This window comes from Vibrio natriegens NBRC 15636 = ATCC 14048 = DSM 759, from assembly GCF_035621455.1.
GTDB classification, from domain to species: Bacteria; Pseudomonadota; Gammaproteobacteria; order Enterobacterales; family Vibrionaceae; genus Vibrio; species Vibrio natriegens.
This window is the reverse complement of sequence record NZ_CP141822.1, coordinates 1,184,444-1,202,571: the sequence shown is the minus strand read 5'-3', so window position 1 is coordinate 1,202,571 and position 18,128 is coordinate 1,184,444. Positions and strand designations below refer to the sequence as shown.

Here is an 18,128-nt window from a genome sequence, read left to right as displayed (position 1 = left end):
CCGCGATGACTTATTCGCCTTCCATAAAGCTTAAATCTGGCAGTTGATCCAGGTGCTCGCTATAACGTTTCAGACTAAACTCACCTTCGTTCTTCATCACATCAAACACTTCAATCGACATCGCACATGCCATCATTGCCACTGCATCTTCGCGAGGCGTCCCCGTCATCACTAGACGCATAAGTGTTTCTTTGGCTTTCATCGGATTGCCGTCTTCTAATTGATTTTCAACAATCTCAATTAACTCAGCTTCTTGCATAAATTGGTTTTCTTCAGTCATCTTGATATTACCTCTTGGATTTTCGGCAACTATGCCATATATATCCCTTCTATACTTATCGAATTCTCACACAGTGCTCTCTTTCGGTTAAATTTACATCAAAATCGAAGTGTGATTTCGCTCTCGGATCTGTCACCGGTTTGTGGATTCTGGTAGAATCTGCCTCCCGTTTATTTAAGTGGTGTTTAGTAATGTCTGATAACAGCCAAAAGAAAGTCATCGTCGGTATGTCCGGCGGCGTTGATTCATCTGTTTCTGCGTATCTTCTAAAGCAACAAGGCTACCAAGTAGAAGGCCTGTTCATGAAGAACTGGGAAGAAGATGACAACGAAGAATATTGCACAGCAGCAGAAGATTTAGCCGATGCTCAGGCAGTATGTGACAAGCTTGGCATCCACCTACACACCATTAACTTTGCTGCCGAATACTGGGATAACGTATTTGAGTATTTCCTTGCTGAGTACAAAGCAGGCCGTACGCCTAACCCAGACATTCTTTGTAACAAAGAAATTAAGTTTAAAGCGTTCCTTGAATTTGCTGACGAAGTATTGGATGCAGATTACATTGCAATGGGCCACTACGTACGCCGCTCTTTTCCTGAAAACGGTGAAAAACCGCAAATGTTACGTGGCTTGGATAGCAACAAAGACCAAAGCTACTTCCTATACACATTGAGCCACGAACAAGTTGCGCGCAGCCTGTTCCCGGTTGGTGATCTGGAAAAACCTGAAGTACGCCGTATCGCGGAAGAACAAGGTCTAATTACAGCGAAGAAGAAAGACTCGACTGGTATCTGCTTTATCGGAGAGCGCAAGTTTACTGACTTCTTAGGCCGTTACCTGCCAGCCCAACCAGGCAACATCGAAACGCCAGAAGGTGAAGTCATTGGCCAGCACCAAGGTTTGATGTACCACACGCTAGGTCAACGCAAAGGTCTGCATATTGGCGGCCGTAAAGGCGGCGGTGGTAATGAAGATCCATGGTTTGTTGGAGAGAAAGATCTTGAGCGTAACGTACTGATTGCAGTTCAGGGTAAAGACCATCCGATGCTAAAATCAGAAGGTCTACTTGCGTCACAACTGCATTGGGTAGATCGTGAGCCAATTCGCGATGTTATGAAGTGCACGGTAAAAACTCGTTACCGTCAGCAAGATATTCCTTGTACAATCATCCCTATCGATGATGAGAACATTAAAGTGATCTTTGATGAGCCACAAATTGCAGTGACTCCAGGTCAATCCGCTGTGTTCTATAAAGATGACGTTTGTCTGGGTGGCGGTATCATCGAACAACGCATTAAATATTCTCAAGCTTAGGAGTTGTTACGTGGCGAATACACTTTATGACCGTACTATCGCGTTTGCTGGCATTTGCCAAGCTGTTGCTTTGGTTCAACAAGTTGCGAAAAACGGACATTGTGATCAAGATGCCTTTGAAACATCCATTAACGCTATTTTGAACACCAGTCCAGCCAACACGATTGGCGTGTTCGGTCGCGAAGCCGACCTTAAGCTCGGTCTGGAGTGTTTGGTTAAAGGAATCGATAGTACGCCGTCTGGAAGCGAACTCACTCGCTACATCATTAGCTTGATGGCGCTGGAACGTAAATTGACGGCGCGTAACGACGCCATGTCTCAGCTCGGTGATCGAATCCAGATGGCACAGCGTCAAACCGATCACTTCGAGTTGATGGACGACCAAATGATCAGCAACCTGGCAAGCATTTACCTGGATGTAGTTAGCCCTATCGGTCCGCGTATTCAAGTAACTGGTACGCCTGCAGTCCTGCAACAAACCTCGATTCAGCATAAAGTTCGTGCACTACTATTATCCGGTATTCGCAGTGCGGTACTTTGGCGTCAGGTTGGTGGTAAACGTCGCCACTTGATTTTTGGTCGCAAAAAAATGGTCGAACAGGCACAGATCCTGTTGGCCCGTATGTAAGAATAACAATAACAAGCTCGCGTTTATCGCGAGCTCGTTTTTTTAGCTTAAAACCACTCTCGCGCAAACGTTTGCGCAATGTTCGTGACAATTGCCACAGTTATTGGTATAACGCTCACGAAATTTAGAAACCCAATTCAGGAGAACATCATGGAACTGTCAGCATTGACTGCTGTTTCACCAGTAGACGGCCGTTACGGAAGTAAGACGATTGCGTTACGCGAAATTTTCAGTGAATACGGTCTACTTAAATACCGTACTATCGTTGAAGTCCGCTGGTTACAAAAGCTAGCTGCTACTGCTGAAATCGCAGAAGTGCCAGCATTCAGCGCAGAAGCGAACCAATTCCTAGACGACCTTGCTGCAAACTTCTCTGAAGAAGATGCGCGCCGAATCAAAGAGATCGAGCGCACAACTAACCACGACGTAAAAGCGGTTGAGTACTTCCTAAAAGAAAAAGTGGCCGATGTTCCTGAACTGCACGCAGTTAATGAGTTTTTCCACTTTGCATGTACTTCTGAAGACATCAATAACACGTCACACGCTCTAATGCTTAAAGAAGCACGTGAGACGGTAATTCTTCCAGAAATCCGCAACCTAATCGACGCAATCAAAGCACTTGCTGTTGAATACCGCGACATTCCACTTCTGTCTCGTACACACGGTCAGCCAGCTTCTCCATCAACAATGGGTAAAGAGATGGCTAACGTGGCGTACCGCATGGAGCGTCAATACAAGCAGATCGAAAACGTTGAGATCCTAGCGAAAATCAACGGCGCAGTAGGCAACTACAACGCTCACCTTTCAGCTTACCCAGAACTAGACTGGCACAAATTCAGCGAAGAGTTCATCACTGAATCTCTAGGTGTAACTTGGAACCCATACACAACTCAAATCGAACCACACGATTACATCGCTGAATTGTTCGACGCGGTTGCACGTTTCAACACAATCCTAATCGACTTTGACCGTGACGTTTGGGGTTACATCGCACTAGGCCACTTCAAGCAAAAAACTATCGCTGGTGAGATCGGCTCTTCTACGATGCCACACAAAGTTAACCCAATCGACTTTGAAAACTCTGAAGGTAACCTAGGTCTTGCGAACGCAGTATTCGGCCACCTAGCGCAAAAACTGCCAATCTCTCGCTGGCAACGTGACCTGACTGACTCAACAGTTCTACGTAACCTGGGTGTGGGTGTTGGCTACGCAGTAATCGCATACACTTCAACGCTAAAAGGCATCAGCAAGCTAGAAGTTAACCGTGAAGCGCTTCTTGCTGAACTTGATAAGAACTGGGAAGTTCTAGCAGAGCCAGTGCAAACTGTAATGCGTCGTTACGGCATCGAGAAGCCATACGAGAAGCTAAAAGAGCTAACTCGTGGTAAGCGTGTAGACGGTGAAGCAATGCGTGTATTTATCGATGGTCTTGAGCTTCCTGAGCACGAGAAAGCTCGTCTTAAAGAAATGACGCCAGCAAACTACATCGGTCAGGCAATCGAGCTAACTGATAAGCTGTAAGCGCTAATTTAATTAGCCAGACATTGAAAAGGTTGACGTGAAAGCGTCAACCTTTTTTGTTTTATACGGGTTTTGATAATGGCAAAGATACGTAACGTTATTGCTTTTGAAAAAATAAGGTTATGGTCCCTACTTCGACACCAAACTTCTTAATTTTAGTCAGGTTAAACACGTGTCTGTCATCTTGACGATAAAGCCAGTCATCAAAAGCGACAGTGATGGTGTCGTCATCCATTTTTAACTCAAAGTCATACTGCCATTGTAATGCGTTACCTTGCTCCTGACCGGTTGCCACGCCAATAATGTCGTCTGCTTTGCCCTCATAACGGTTATTCTCTAATCTGGAGATCACCCAAATTCGCTGGTCCACTTCGCCATCATCAAACAAGAAGTCTTCTACCAGTGTTAATTGATTACCTTGTACCGTACCAACAATTTCTACTTCGAATCGTCTGGTTTGTTTATCAGAGTAGTCTTGTACCATTCCCCACGCTTTTACATTGCCATCGAAATAGCCAAACAAGTCAAAGCTGGGTTTCGTCGTCTGGTAATTGTCTAACTCTGCCGAGCAGGAGCTCACAAGCATGGTAACGGCGCTCGCCACCAAAACGATGATCAATTTGAAGATCTTCACTGCGTAACCTGCCCTATCAATTGTTTACGAAGTTTCGGAAACTCGGTTTTTGGTGACAACCAAATGGAGAGAAAAGCATCGTTTAATGCTTCATCTTTGACATAGCCAACCGTTTGAGGATAAGCATCTCCAGCACGACGATGAAGAAGATGCCCGGTTTTACCATCGGTTACATAGGCAAGCTCGTCGCCCTTTTTAATGGTTGGATACATCATATTAAGAATGGTTAGCCATTGCTGACGAAGGGATTGTTCTATTCCCAGCTTTTGCCATTGCTCATCGGTTACTTCTAACAACTGTTGCTTGGTGACGTCGCGCTTATAATAAATTTCGAGCGCAATTGGATGAGGAGATACATCCGCACTCACCTGATAGCGTCCATCCGGAGCTCTTAACCGTGACTCGTAAATATCAAAGATGAACCAAGTCAGCTTTGCTTCACCGACCGTTTTCCATTGACGCCATTGCGCTGTATTCACATGGGCGGTATCGGCACCCGCACTCTGTGCATACAGCGGAACCGGCAGAATCAGCCCAGAAAGGAGTAACACGCTAATTAGATTCTTGGTTAACTTTCCCTGTAAGCTTTTCATTTCCATACACCCTGAGTATCAACTGGGTTACAACGCACCATTCCACGAATAAAACCATCATCGATAAGGTAACATCGTAACCAAAATCAACAGCCTGGAGTTTGTAGCCAGCGAAATAACTCGCTGCTCCCCCAATGCCGCCTATTATTGATACGTAAGTTTTAGGAAAACGATACAAAACGGATTTTAGCTGGTAGGCATACCAGGCAAACATTACCCATAAGCACATCAACCATATTGGCAGCCATATCGTTAGGAAGCTCAGAAGCGAAAACTGTTGGTTAAAACTATCCAGGGCGAGCCCGAAAATAACGATGACAGCGATGGGTTTCAATGACGTCGCATCGCGTACCGCACAGTAGGCAATGGTGGCCAAAGTAAAACCAAGGGTAAACCATTGCCACTGATAGGTACCTAGTACCGCAGCAAACCAGCAAAGTTGAAACCAGGTTGATGCAATCAATACTCTCATGACGAATTAAGGTCGCTGAAAAGTCATGTGCACTGTGCTAATGGTTCGTGCTAAAAAACCACCCTCGCAATAACTCATGTAATAACGCCACATACGGATAAATCGGTCATCATAACCTAGCGCGCGAACTTCTTCCTCAGCTTGATTAAACCGGCGATGCCATTCATTGAGTGTTTTCGCATAATCGAGGCCGATATCGAACAGGTCTCGAACAACAAGATCACTGTACTTTGTCGCCGCTTGAGTCAGAGAAGTCACTGAAGGTAAAAATCCACCTGGAAATATGTACTTTTGAATAAAATCGACGTTATTGCTGTAATAGTCATAACGCTGATCGGCAATAGTGATCGCCTGAATAGCCATTAAACCACCGGGTTTCAGCAGTGACTCACACTTCTTAATATAAGACGGCAAAAACGCTTTCCCCACCGCTTCAATCATCTCTATCGAAACTAACTTGTCATAAGTGCCATCAAGGTTGCGATAATCTTCTTTAAGCAAGGTGATTTTATCCGACAAGCCTTTCTCTTCAATCTGTTGCTTGGCGTAGGCGTGCTGTTCTTCTGAAATAGTGGTGGTGGTCACCCGGCAGCCATACTGCTCAGCCATATAAATCGCCATCGCGCCCCAACCGGTACCAATCTCAATAACATGATCGGATGCTTTTAGATCGATCTGTTGGCAAAGACGATCCATTTTATTGATTTGCGCCTGCTCTAGTGACTCACTACCTTGGCGATAAAGCGCAGATGAATAGAGCATATTACTGTCTAGAAATGACTCATACAGCGCATTGCCGAGATCATAGTGCGCATGAATATTTTTGCGAGAGTTCTCTTGAGAGTTGCGGTTAGCCCAATGGCTGACTTTGTAAAACAGCTTGGTTACCCAACTACCCTGCTCTTCGATTTTATCTAATGCGCGCATGTTTATCGCCATTAGCTTCATCAATGCCGTCAGGTCTGGGCTATCCCACCAGCCATCCATGTAAGCCTCACCTGCAGCGATACTGCCACCTCGTAAAATACGTGAGTACAAACCGGGATGTTTCACCTCGATGGTCGCCGACACAGGCTCCTCGCGATACATACCAGCCGGTGCTGTAAATCGTTCGCTTCTTTCTGCTCCGCCGGAATTAAAGCTCTCGATTAAGGTTAAACAACCAAATTCCATTTTTTTCAAACATTGAACGATCACTCTGCGAGCCGCTTTTTGAGTGGTACTCAGTTCGCACGGCAATGTGATTGCACTACTATTCAACATGCAGAATTCTCCTTGTTATTGCTTTCCTTTTTTTTCTTTTCTGGCTGCGTGTTATTTTCGTTGGAGTATTTAGGGTGGGAATAAAAAGGCGCACCTTTTCTCCATAACTTCAATGCGTGCCAGTAAATGCCAAACACCACTTTGACTGTTTGTATCGGTGTGATGACCAAACACTTCATCAAGCTTTTACTAGATAATACTGTCGCTTTCATTGCCATGGTTGCATCAAAATGCTTACCATCTTTATGGCACTCTAAATGAATATTGAGCTTGTCGGTCAGTGGTTTAATCTTCCAGTGGTACTGCTGGTCAATCGGGTTAAACGGGGAGACATGGAACGCTTTTTCCTGCTTCCAGCCAAATTGTTCATCATCCTGATCAACAGAAACGGCATAATAATGACGCTCATTCCACGGTGTATTGCTTACTTCAGCCAGCAAATATTTCCATTCACCCTGCTTGTTATAAACATAGTAGAAATTAACCGGACTAAAATAGAGCCCTAAATAGCGCAAGTGGCAAACCGCAATGACTCGACCATCACATTTCACGCCTGTCAGGCTTTCTAATTTGTCTTGTACTGCCTTTTTAAGGCTGCCCTCACCGACATAGTCACTGCGCTTAAACCGCGCCCAATGCCACCAGCGTGTTCCAAATCCCCACACTTTCTTTTCAAGCTCATCAATCTCGTCAACATCAATGGCTGGCATGAATAACGAATAGTTCAATTCGTGCGACACGGGAGTGAAGCGACGATGTCTTACATTGCCAATAAACAATCGGCTGTTCATACCGCTAGCCATGTTATGCTGCGCCTCTTTGTAGCGTAGTAACATCTTGTGCTTTCGTTTTCTCTTTCATCGCTTTGACTACATCCAAAGCACTACGCACACCATCTTCATGAAACCCGTTATGCCAATAAGCCCCACAGAACCAGGTATGTGCAACGCCCTGAATCTCACTCCTTCTCTGTTGAGCCGCTATAGATTCGGTCGTAAAAACGGGATGATCATAAGAGAACTTACGAAGAATTTTGTTTTCATCGATCTGCTCGGTGCTATTCAACGTTACGCAAAAAGTATGAGGAGAATCTAAATGCTGAAGTATGTTCATATCGTACGTGAGTGACGGTAATCGTTGTTTCTCGCTGTCGCTCCCCTCTAAAAGATAGTTCCAGGAAGCCCAGGCTGCTTTGCGTTTCGGCAGCAAGCTTGTATCAGTGTGCAGAACCACCTCGTTGGATTGATACGCCATATCACCAAGAATACTTCTCTCCTCGTCAGACAGCTCACTGAGCATTCTCATTGCCTGATCACTGTGGCATGCAAATATCACTTCGTCGAACCACTCCGTAGTCCCGTTTACGTGCAAAAGCACACGATCTTTACTTCGCGTAACGCTTTCAACCGGACTGTTGAGACGGATATTTTGTGCAAACCCTTGAGTCAACGGCGGAATGTAAGCGCGAGAGCCACCTTTGATCACATACCACTGTGGACGATTCGTCACATCAAGCAATCCATGATTCAAGAAAAAACGTAAGAAAAACATCAACGGAAATGCACGCATATCCGCAAGTGTAGAAGACCAAATGGCCGCGCCCATAGGAAGAATGTAATTGTCAGTGAAGAACCCACTAAATTTATGTTCATCGAGAAATTCACCAAGCGTTTGCAAATTGGTGTTTTCGTTCTTGGCGAAGGCTTTCGCTAACTTGTTGAAACGAAGTATCTCGTAGATAAAGCGATAAAACTTTGGATTTAACCAATTACGCTTTTGCGCGAACAGTGTAGAAATCGTGTGACCATTGTACTCTAACCCGTTTCCGTTATTACGGACGCTGAAGCTCATTTGAGTCGGAATGCCTTCTACGCCAATTTCATTCATCATCTTGATAAAATTTGGATAGGTACGGTCGTTATAAACGATAAAGCCAGTGTCAATTGCATAGTCTTTTTCATCAACAGTGACATCAACGGTTGCTGTGTGCCCACCGATGTAATCATTCGCTTCAAATAAAGTGATGTCATGTTCTTTATGCAAGTAATAACCGCACGTCAGTCCGGATATCCCTGTGCCTATAATTGCAATTTTCATATTTTCTTCCTTTTTACGACACGAGTTTACGCATTAAGCGGGCTTGCCAGCGGTATGGAAACAACGAAATGAAGCGAAGAATGCTGGTAAACCTCGCAGGGAAATAGATGTGACTTTTATTTGCTGAAAGCTGCTTCCTGATCGAATCAGAGGCTTGCTTGACGGAAATGATCATCGGCATTGCAAAGGTGTTTTTGTCGGTAAGCGGCGTCTCGACAAAGCCAGGAAAGACCGTGATAACCTTTATCCCTTTCTTGGCGAGATCTAAGGCGAGTGTGCGGGCAAAGTAGCTCACAGCCGCTTTCGATGCCCCGTACGCCTCTGCTCTCGGTAAAGCCACTTCAGACGCAATAGAACCGACAATCACCACTCTATGCCCCGCTTCAAAATAGCTCTGACAGGCTTCGACACAATTGGCCATCCCAATAACGTTAACGTTCAGCACTCGCGCCATGAGTCTCGCGTCAACGTGGCCATTGTCCATGTACTCGCAATCTCCAGCATTGAAAAACCAGGTATCTGGAACAAAGCTGAGTGATGACAGTGCATGCATGGTTTCTTCGTAATTCGTCACGTCAAACCGAAGCGTTTCGATCTGCGGTGAAACATCACTTAGCTCACTGAGTACGGATTCGTTACGCCCACAAGCTATGACACGCCAGCCAGAATTGGCGTAATCCAACGCAAGCTGCTTTCCTATGCCAGACGTCGCCCCAGTAATCAAAATCGAGCCGCTCATTGCGATAACCTCTGCTTCACGATTTTTACCACCGCGCCAAGTAGGGGTAAGTTTTCATAAAGCATCTCGCCGAGATCAAAGTAGTCGCGATGATAAATGACTTGTCCTTCAGCAAACTTCAGATGAGAAGCTCCATTTACCAAAATTGGCGATCCACCCTGTAGCTTTGGATGGAGTAATTCCATGGTCCACGTAATAAACCCCGTATCATCCACCTGTTGGTGTTCATGAATGACAAAGTCACAGCGGATTACGTTGGTATACAGTGATTGAAAGTATTGGTAGAGAGCGGTTCTGCCCTCTAATCGATGCGCTGCGTCTTCAAACACCACATCAGGGTGATAAATTTCATCCAGCAGATGTAAGTTATCTTTGCTGAGCTGCTGGTAAATATCGACGACAGACCGTAATTCCATTTCGTTGCTCCTACGCACCTTCAACCGTTCATGTTGTACAAAAATATTATACGTACAACATAGACTAATCACATAAAGTTGTACAAAAAATATTTTGTATAACTTTGTTTCTTTTAGGTGTGATACGTGAACAAGGAAGGTAGCGATCAGACAAACGAAAAAAAGGCTTGGTAAAAACCAAGCCTTTTCAGAAAATTATTCAATTAGTACTGTTGATTGCGCAGAGCGTTAATACGCTTGTCTAGTGGTGGGTGGCTCATTAGTAGCTCTGTCAAAGACTGCTTACCGTTGATACCAAATGCCATCATAGTGCCATCTAACTTCGACTCTTGGCTCATTTTTAAGCGCTCAAGAGCAGCAATCATTTTTTCTTTGCCGACCAGACTAGCGGCACCAGCGTCTGCATGGAACTCACGATGACGGCTGTACCACATGGTGATGAAGCTTGCTAAGAAACCAAACACCAGTTCCAGTACCATAGAGACACCAAAGTACACCATCATGTTTGAACCTTGACCTTCTTCCTCATCGTTAGACGCCACCATGTTGGCGATAAAACGTGACAAGAAGATAACAAACGTGTTCACAACACCTTGCATCAGTGTCATCGTAACCATGTCACCATTAGCAATGTGACTTACCTCGTGCGCCAATACGGCTTCAGCTTCATCGCGAGTCATGTTATGTAGCAGACCCGTAGAAACTGCAACCAATGAGTCATCACGCTTTGCACCTGTTGCGAAGGCATTAATATCTGGTGAATCATAAATTGCCACCGTTGGCATGCCGATCCCCGCTTGCTGAGCCTGACGACCTACTGTCTCCAGTAGCCAGTGCTCTGTTTCGTTACGTGGGCTTTCGATAACCATACCGCCAACCGAACGCAGTGCCATGCCTTTTGACATCATTAACGAAATCAGTGCACCACCAAAACCAAAGACCGCAGCCATAACCAGCAAACCAGACAAACTGCCCGGCTGCATTCCCGTTGTAGCGTAAACAATATTCAGAACAACACTAAGAACTAGCACAACGGCTAGGTTAGTTGCCAGGAATAACATAACTCGCTTCATTACTTTTCTCCGAGGAAGCTTATTGTTGTAAAAGCCGATCCCATTTGGTTTCGTGCTCCGTTGCGTTATAGATATAGTCTATCGCTGTTAAAAACAAGGTTAAGCAATAAATTGCAACATTTGTTTTCTCAACTGAAATAAATCGTAAATTTTTATAGCCTAAAAACAGTATTTTAGACCAGGTTTAGACTTTGGTCTTATTGTTCGATTGTTTCAGCGTGCTAAATTCAGGTCAGATGAACAAAAAACAGAGCGAACTCTAAAGGCTTTCCGAAGCCGAGTAGCTCCAATTCCATGTCTTGAGGGAAAAATCATGGTAGAAACGAACGACTATCAAATGGCTATCGATTTACTACGTTGTCACCTAGGTATCTCAGAGGACGAGGCAAAGCAACAACTTGGTATTTCGACTGATGATCATATGGCTAATCGTATTGCAGAAACGCAACACGCATTGATGGGTCTCGGTAACGAAAAATAAACCTGAATTAGGTTTTCGAATTCGAATAATGGAAAGGGCTGCGCAATGCAGCCCTTTCGTTTTTCTGTGTTAGCGTTGAAGCAAAGGATCGATGTTAATGTATTTGCCGAGTTCTTTGCGCTTAGCACTAGGAACATAAGGGATCTCACCTAATTTGGGTGCACCTAAGCGAGATTCCAGCATCTCGATGATGTCCGCATAGTGCTCCGTTCCCGGGTTCACGCGATTTGCTACCCACCCAACAAGGTTCAAACCATCGGCTCGAATTGCCTCTGCGGTTAAAAATGCGTGGCTCAAACAACCCAGTTTAATACCAACAACCAAAACAACTGGAAGCTGCTCTTGTTTAACCCAAGTAGAAAGATTGTCTGTATCCGAAACAGGGACACGCCACCCGCCAGCACCTTCAACCAATACCACGTCAGCCTGAGCTTTGTGCTGAGCCAGCTTTTCACTTAAAACGTCGTATTTAATCTCAACATCTTCATGTTTCGCGGCAATATGAGGCGAAGTTGGCAGCTCCAGTGCGTACGGATTTATATCATCGTAAGCCACTTCTAGTGTCGCTGCTTTTTGTAAATGCAACGCATCTGAGTTGCGCCAACCTTGCTCTGTCTTTTCGCTTCCTGCTGCCACTGGCTTATAACCAATGGTATTTAACCCTTTTGCCGCTAACGCTTGCAGAATGGCTTTAGACGCTACCGTTTTTCCTACATCAGTATCCGTACCAGCAATAAAAAAAGCATCAATCATAGATGTATTACTCCAAAACAAACCTGATAACTTGCAGGTAAAAGACCTTTATCGTTTTTGAATTCTTGGTACGCACGTTCTACGTGTAAAAGTTTGCGGCGGCTTGTCAGCGCAGGAGAGCGCCCACTAACATGGGTTGCTCCGATACCTTTAAGGTCTCGCATAACAGAAAACGCAGAGTCGTACCAAACTGTGATGGAGGTCAAGTCTAGATGATGGTCATTGCAGTGAGCTTGCGCCAACGCAATTTTTACCTGATTGATCGTTATAAAGTTATTGACGTGTTGATATGCATCAATTTTTTTCCATGACTCACGTAGCTCATAGAGAGAACCATCAACCAGAGTAGAGAAAAAGCCAGCGCCCCCGTCCTTGAGAACTCGGCGTACTTCGCGTAACGGATAGCTTAAATCACGACACCACTGAAGAGCCAAACTCGAAAAGACAAAATCAAAGTGATGATCATCAAAAGGCAAGTTTTCTGCGTCGGCTAAAACATAGCGTGCTCTTGCATCGCCGCATCGTTGATGGGCCTTGTTTAACATCTCTTGAGAGAGATCCACACACACCACTTCGGCACCACGTTGCTGGAGTAACTCAGAGAAGTAACCCGTCCCACAACCTAGATCTAATACGCGCTTCCCTGATAAATCTTCTGGAAGCCTTTCTAATAACCGATGCCCTACATCGCGTTGAAACGCCGCATGTGCATCATACGTATTGGCGGCTTTACTGAATGAAGTAGCGATAGCACTCTTATCTAGACTTTCAAGAGCCAGATCTCTCTGTTCTGCTTGATTCATTACCGCGCTCCTAGTGCTTGTTCAAGTACGTGAGATAATGTTTTGATTTGATCTTTGGTGTGATTCGCCGTCAAAGTGATACGCAACCGGGACGTCCCTGCTGGAACCGTCGGCGGTCGGATCGCCGTAACCCAGAAACCGTGCTGGCGACATGAGTCTGCGACACTTAACGCTTTCTCTGCATCACCGATAACAAAAGGTTTAATCGGTGTCAGTGTTTCAATAAAGCCGCTCATATCGTGTAAGCATTCCTGATAGTAAGCACTTAACTCCGCCAGCTTCTCTCTCCGCCAACCTTGCTCCTGAACGATGGAAACCGCATGAGTTAACGCATACGCTTGTGCAGGAGGCATGGCTGTCGAATAGACGTGATGGCGCGCGAACTGTGTCAGGAAGTCACCTGTCACGCGGTCACACAAAATGGCAGCACCGGAAACGCCAAACGCCTTGCCAAATGTGACTACGAGTATATCTGGCTTGATATTGGCCTTCTCACACGAACCACCACCAGTATCGCCCAACACACCAATGCCATGAGCGTCATCCACTGCCAGCCAGGCATCATTTTCTTGAGTTATCTGGGCAAGCGCCGCAAGAGGTGAGCAATCACCATCCATACTAAAAACGCCTTCCGTCACCACTAAATGATTACATTCGGTATTGATAAGCGATCTGAGATGTTCGAGGTCATTATGTTTAAAGCGTTTCATTTTAGCGGGAGACAACGCACCGGCTTCCATTAAAGACGCGTGATTAAGCCGGTCTTGCAATAAGACATCTGACTTTTCCAACAGAGTAAACAGCAATGCCTGATTGGCGCTGAAGCCCGAGCCAAACAATATTGCTCGCTCATAGCCCAACCACTCAGTCAATGCGGCTTCTAGATTACTGTGCGCAGCGCTAAACCCTGTCACCATAGGTGAAGCTCCGCTGCCACTACCGTAAACACTTAGCCCCTGCTGCCAAGCCCGAACCAAAGATTGATCATTGGCCAAACCAAGGTAATCATTACTCGAGAAGTTGATATAGCGTTTGCCCGCGTGTTCCAGAACAGACTGATTACCGGCAAACACTAAGTTCATTGAGCGATCCAGCCCCTGCTCTTTACGTTGAGAGAGTGCTGATTCGATACGAGATTTAAACGCTGGCATCGTAGAAAAGGTCGTCTTTAGTTGGGCGAGCGGCAACACGTTCTACCACACGATCAAGCAATTCGTTCTCTTCAATTTCATCCGGCTTTTGCGAGACTTGCTGGCTGTTTATGCCTAACTTATCAAACAGCATCATATCTTTGTCTTCAGAAGGGTTTGGCGTTGTAAGTAGCTTACAACCGTAGAAAACAGAGTTCGCACCAGCCATGAAACACAACGCTTGCATTTGCTCATTCATGTTTTCGCGTCCCGCAGACAAGCGAACCGCAGATTGAGGCATCATGATTCGTGCGATAGCAATGAGACGAATAAAATCAAATGGTTCAACATCTTCGACTTTTTCAAGCGGTGTGCCTTTCACTTTAACCAGCATGTTGATTGGTACACTTTCTGGATGAGTCGGCAGATTAGCAAGTTCAACTAATAAACCAGCACGGTCGTTGGCACTTTCGCCCATACCAATGATGCCGCCCGAACAAATTTTCATGCCCGCATCACGAACATGAGATAGCGTATCCAGACGATCCTGATAAGTGCGAGTTGTGATGATATTGCCGTAAAACTCAGGTGACGTATCAAGGTTGTGGTTATAGTAATCCAAGCCCGCGTCGGCAAGTTGATTCGCTTGCTCTGGCGTCAACATACCCAGCGTCATACAGGTTTCTAAACCCATACCTTTCACGCCTTTGATCATATCTGTCAGGTGTGGCATGTCGCGCTCTTTCGGGTTCTTCCACGCAGCGCCCATACAGAAACGGGTAGAGCCTGCATTTTTCGCTTTTTGCGCCGCATCGAGGACACGTTCCACTTCCATTAAACGCTCTTTTTCAATGTCTGTGGTGTATCTCGCGCTTTGAGGACAGTACTTACAGTCTTCTGGGCATGCACCCGTCTTGATTGATAGCAATGTGCTAACTTGAACATGATTGGTTTGCTGGTATTGACGGTGAACAAGCTGTGCTTCGAACAGAAGATCCATAAATGGTTTTTCCATTAGCTCTTGTACTTCTGCATGCGTCCAGTTATGACGTACTTCCACGTGTATTCCTTAGATTACTTTTTTTGTTGTGTTGACAGTCTACTTAGTCTCGATAAACTGTCAACACAATCGCAAAATCATAAGTTTACAACCGGTCATTTTTTAACCTTTACAATATTGGAATTACACATGGATCTTGCCTTCGATCGCCAACATATCTGGCATCCCTACACTTCTACGCTGACTCCTCTGACCTGCTATCCGGTTGTTTCAGCTGATGGGGTCTACATTAATCTGGAAGACGGCACCCAATTAGTTGATGGCATGTCGTCTTGGTGGTCAACGATTCATGGCTATAATCATCCGCATCTGAACCAAGCGGCGCATCAGCAAATTGATCAGGTTTCTCATGTTATGTTTGGTGGTATTACTCACCAACCCGCTATCAGTTTGTGTAAGAAGCTGCTCTCCCTCGCACCTGACAATCTCGAACACGTTTTTCTTGCCGATTCAGGCTCGGTCGCTGTAGAGGTAAGCCTCAAAATGGCGTTGCAATATTGGCATGCAAAAGGCGAACGCAGACCTAAATTCCTTACCTTAAAACACGGTTACCATGGTGACACGTTTGCCGCAATGTCGGTCACTGACCCCGACAACTCGATGCACTCGCTATACAAAGGCTTCCTGCCAGAACACATCTTCGCGGACTCTCCGACATGCGGTTATTTGGATGAATGGAACCCCGACAACTTGGCTGATTTCGCACAGAAGATCGAGCAGCATCACCAAGAACTTGCCGCAGTGATTCTCGAGCCAATCGTACAAGGTGCCGGGGGGATGCGTATTTATCATCCTGAGTTCCTTAAAGGTGTCAGAGCACTCTGTGATAAATATGAACTTCTATTGATTGCTGATGAGATTGCGACAGGATTTGGACGCACTGGAAAGCTTTTCGCATGTCAGCATGCCGATATTCAGCCAGACATCCTTTGTGTTGGTAAAGCATTAACTGGTGGCTATATGACGTTATCCGCCACTCTTGCGACCAAACATGTCGCTGATACGGTTTGCGGTGGCGAAGCAGGTTGCTTTATGCATGGGCCCACTTTCATGGGAAACCCGCTCGCTTGTGCGGTAGCGACCGCGAGTTTAGAGCTTATCGAGCAAGGAGCCTGGCAACAGCAGACTCAGCAAATTGAAACGCTTTTTTCTGAGTTGTTACCCAAGCTAGAACAATATGATGTGGTGAAAAATACACGTTGGCTTGGTGCAATAGGCGTTGTGGAAACTCATCGTCCCGTTAATATGGAAACGATTCAGGCGCTATTTGTCGAGCAGGGTGTATGGATTCGTCCGTTTGGCAAACTCATTTATATGATGCCACCATTTATCAGCGAGCCAGAACACATTGAAAGGTTGGTAAACGCGATTGAAACAGCGCTTCAACGTGAAGACTGTTTTTTATAACTACCACGCCCACTGATTTTGGTTTTTAGATATTAAAAAACCCAGCTCAAAAGCTGGGTTTTTGTATTTATTCAGTTTACTTATTAACCGATGTGCGTTGCGCCGCCCATGTACTTCTGAAGTGCAGTTGGGATTGCAATACGGCCGTCTGCTTCTTGGTTGTTTTCAAGGATAGCAACCATTGTACGACCTACTGCTAGGCCAGAACCGTTTAGCGTGTGCACAAGCTCAGGTTTCTTCTCGCCTTTACGACGGAAACGCGCTTGCATACGGCGAGCCTGGAAGTCCCACATGTTAGAACATGAAGAGATTTCACGGTAAGTTTCTTGCGCAGGAACCCATACTTCTAGGTCGTAAGTCTTACGAGCACCGAAGCCCATGTCACCTGTACACAGAACGACTTTACGGTAAGGAAGCTCTAGAAGTTGCAGAACTTTCTCAGCGTGACCTGTTAGCTCTTCAAGTGCATCCATTGAGTCTTCTGGCTTAGTGATTTGTACAAGTTCAACTTTGTCGAACTGGTGCATACGGATAAGACCACGAGTATCACGACCGTAAGAACCTGCTTCTGAACGGAAACACGGTGTGTGAGCCGTCATCTTAAGCGGTAGATCCGCTTCGTCAGAGATCGTGTCACGTACCATGTTAGTTACTGGTACTTCAGCTGTAGGGATAAGTGACAGTCTACGCGGCTCTTCGTCGTTCACTTTCTCTTCAAGCGGTTCTGTGTGGAAAAGGTCTTTACCAAATTTAGGTAGCTGACCTGTACCAAATAGGCTGTCAGAATTCACTAGGTACGGTACGTACATTTCTGTGTAGCCGTGTTCTTCAGTGTGAAGATCTAGCATGAACTGAGCGATTGCACGGTGTAGGCGCGCGAACTGACCTTTCATCACGATAAAGCGTGCACCGGTAATTTTAGTCGCGCTCGCGAAATCAAGACCGTCGCCCATTTCACCTAGGTCAACGTGATCTTTCAGTTCGAAATCGTAAGTTTTTGGCTCGCCCCAACGAGAGATTTCTACGTTGTCTTCTTCATCTTTACCGTCTGGCACATCGTCAGCTGGCAGGTTTGGAACAGAAAGCGTGATTTCCTCTAGTTGAGACATCACTTGCTCAAGTTCCACTTTTTTAGCATCAAGATCGCTACCTAATGTACCGATTTGTTTCTTGATTTCTTCTGCGCCTTCTTTGTCGCCAGCTGCCATTTTTTGGCCGATTTGCTTGGAGATGGAGTTACGCGTGGATTGTAAATTTTCAACTTCTACTTGAATGGACTTACGTTGTTCTTCAAGGTTACGGATAGTCTCGACGTCTAGCTTAAAGCCACGACGCGCCAGTTTAGCAGCTGTTTCATCCAGCTCAGTTCGAAGTAATTTAGAATCCAGCATTGTTAATCCTATGCTTTTGTAGTTGTGAAATCGCGCACCAACATCTTGCTAGTACGCTATAAAAATTTACC

At 45.5% G+C, this 18,128-nt stretch carries 20 protein-coding genes; 5 read left to right on the top strand and 15 right to left on the bottom strand.

The window, feature by feature from the left end; all coding sequences use genetic code 11:
* Window positions 1-10: 10 nt before the first annotated feature.
* On the bottom strand, window positions 11-280 hold the full coding sequence (locus VER99_RS05525; RefSeq protein WP_014231480.1) for a hypothetical protein: 270 nt from the start codon (window positions 278-280) through the stop codon (window positions 11-13).
* A gap of 191 nt (window positions 281-471) precedes the next feature.
* Between VER99_RS05525 and mnmA the strand changes: the two genes are divergently transcribed.
* From mnmA to purB, 3 genes are all read left to right on the top strand, one after another.
* Entirely contained in the window at window positions 472-1,596 is a 1,125-nt protein-coding gene (mnmA, locus tag VER99_RS05520) for a tRNA 2-thiouridine(34) synthase MnmA (protein ID WP_020332942.1), read from the top strand.
* Window positions 1,597-1,606: 10 nt separating this feature from the next.
* Window positions 1,607-2,224 (top strand): high frequency lysogenization protein HflD, encoded by a 618-nt coding sequence (gene hflD / locus VER99_RS05515; RefSeq protein ID WP_014231478.1) that lies wholly within the window; start codon window positions 1,607-1,609, stop codon window positions 2,222-2,224.
* Between the two features lie 150 nt (window positions 2,225-2,374).
* Window positions 2,375-3,745, top strand: a complete 1,371-nt coding sequence (gene purB / locus VER99_RS05510; protein ID WP_014231477.1) for an adenylosuccinate lyase — start codon at window positions 2,375-2,377, stop codon at window positions 3,743-3,745.
* A gap of 97 nt (window positions 3,746-3,842) precedes the next feature.
* On the opposite strand, the gene VER99_RS05505 is transcribed toward purB, so the two are convergent.
* The 9 genes from VER99_RS05505 to htpX form a co-directional block, all read right to left on the bottom strand.
* Window positions 3,843-4,331 (bottom strand): DUF3833 domain-containing protein, encoded by a 489-nt coding sequence (locus VER99_RS05505; protein WP_152490531.1) that lies wholly within the window; start codon window positions 4,329-4,331, stop codon window positions 3,843-3,845.
* 44 nt (window positions 4,332-4,375) lie between these two features.
* Window positions 4,376-4,972, bottom strand: coding sequence for a chalcone isomerase family protein (locus tag VER99_RS05500; RefSeq protein WP_020332940.1), 597 nt, complete (start codon window positions 4,970-4,972; stop codon window positions 4,376-4,378).
* Window positions 4,932-5,444 carry a DUF2878 domain-containing protein gene (locus VER99_RS05495; RefSeq protein WP_020332939.1) on the bottom strand — a complete coding sequence of 171 codons (513 nt, stop codon included), beginning with the start codon at window positions 5,442-5,444 and terminating at the stop codon, window positions 4,932-4,934. The genes VER99_RS05500 and VER99_RS05495 overlap by 41 nt, the downstream gene beginning before the upstream one ends.
* 6 nt (window positions 5,445-5,450) lie before the next feature.
* A complete protein-coding gene (locus tag VER99_RS05490) occupies window positions 5,451-6,707 on the bottom strand; it encodes an SAM-dependent methyltransferase (protein ID WP_020332938.1) in 1,257 nt (418 codons plus the stop codon).
* Window positions 6,701-7,510 (bottom strand): DUF1365 domain-containing protein, encoded by an 810-nt coding sequence (locus tag VER99_RS05485; protein ID WP_024372833.1) that lies wholly within the window; start codon window positions 7,508-7,510, stop codon window positions 6,701-6,703. The genes VER99_RS05490 and VER99_RS05485 overlap by 7 nt, the downstream gene beginning before the upstream one ends.
* Window position 7,511: 1 nt before the next feature.
* On the bottom strand, window positions 7,512-8,804 hold the full coding sequence (locus VER99_RS05480) for an NAD(P)/FAD-dependent oxidoreductase (RefSeq protein WP_020332936.1): 1,293 nt from the start codon (window positions 8,802-8,804) through the stop codon (window positions 7,512-7,514).
* A gap of 13 nt (window positions 8,805-8,817) precedes the next feature.
* The gene (locus VER99_RS05475) at window positions 8,818-9,543 is read right to left on the bottom strand and encodes an SDR family oxidoreductase (RefSeq protein WP_020332935.1); all 726 of its coding nucleotides are present in this window, start codon (window positions 9,541-9,543) and stop codon (window positions 8,818-8,820) included.
* The gene (locus VER99_RS05470; RefSeq protein ID WP_014231469.1) at window positions 9,540-9,959 is read right to left on the bottom strand and encodes a nuclear transport factor 2 family protein; all 420 of its coding nucleotides are present in this window, start codon (window positions 9,957-9,959) and stop codon (window positions 9,540-9,542) included. The genes VER99_RS05475 and VER99_RS05470 overlap by 4 nt, the downstream gene beginning before the upstream one ends.
* A 203-nt stretch (window positions 9,960-10,162) precedes the next feature.
* Window positions 10,163-11,032 (bottom strand): protease HtpX, encoded by an 870-nt coding sequence (htpX, locus tag VER99_RS05465; RefSeq protein WP_014231468.1) that lies wholly within the window; start codon window positions 11,030-11,032, stop codon window positions 10,163-10,165.
* 313 nt (window positions 11,033-11,345) lie between these two features.
* On the opposite strand from htpX, the gene VER99_RS05460 reads away from it, so the two are divergent.
* Window positions 11,346-11,513, top strand: coding sequence for a hypothetical protein (locus VER99_RS05460; RefSeq protein WP_014231467.1), 168 nt, complete (start codon window positions 11,346-11,348; stop codon window positions 11,511-11,513).
* 69 nt (window positions 11,514-11,582) lie between these two features.
* Here the strand turns inward: VER99_RS05460 and bioD are convergent, their stop codons facing one another.
* The 4 genes from bioD to bioB are packed head-to-tail and all read right to left on the bottom strand — an operon-like array spanning window position 11,583 to window position 15,259.
* Window positions 11,583-12,266, bottom strand: coding sequence for a dethiobiotin synthase (gene bioD, locus VER99_RS05455; protein ID WP_020332934.1), 684 nt, complete (start codon window positions 12,264-12,266; stop codon window positions 11,583-11,585).
* Window positions 12,263-13,069, bottom strand: a complete 807-nt coding sequence (bioC, locus tag VER99_RS05450; RefSeq protein WP_020332932.1) for a malonyl-ACP O-methyltransferase BioC — start codon at window positions 13,067-13,069, stop codon at window positions 12,263-12,265. Before bioC ends, bioD begins: the two co-directional genes overlap by 4 nt.
* On the bottom strand, window positions 13,069-14,220 hold the full coding sequence (gene bioF / locus VER99_RS05445; protein WP_020332931.1) for an 8-amino-7-oxononanoate synthase: 1,152 nt from the start codon (window positions 14,218-14,220) through the stop codon (window positions 13,069-13,071). Before bioF ends, bioC begins: the two co-directional genes overlap by 1 nt.
* Window positions 14,207-15,259 carry a biotin synthase BioB gene (bioB, locus tag VER99_RS05440; protein WP_014231463.1) on the bottom strand — a complete coding sequence of 351 codons (1,053 nt, stop codon included), beginning with the start codon at window positions 15,257-15,259 and terminating at the stop codon, window positions 14,207-14,209. Before bioB ends, bioF begins: the two co-directional genes overlap by 14 nt.
* 129 nt (window positions 15,260-15,388) lie before the next feature.
* Here bioB and bioA point away from each other — a divergent pair, with 129 nt between their 5' ends.
* Entirely contained in the window at window positions 15,389-16,666 is a 1,278-nt protein-coding gene (gene bioA / locus VER99_RS05435) for an adenosylmethionine--8-amino-7-oxononanoate transaminase (protein WP_020332930.1), read from the top strand.
* An 83-nt stretch (window positions 16,667-16,749) separates the two neighbouring features.
* Here the strand turns inward: bioA and serS are convergent, their stop codons facing one another.
* Window positions 16,750-18,057 (bottom strand): serine--tRNA ligase, encoded by a 1,308-nt coding sequence (gene serS, locus VER99_RS05430; protein WP_014231461.1) that lies wholly within the window; start codon window positions 18,055-18,057, stop codon window positions 16,750-16,752.
* Window positions 18,058-18,128: the final 71 nt, after the last annotated feature.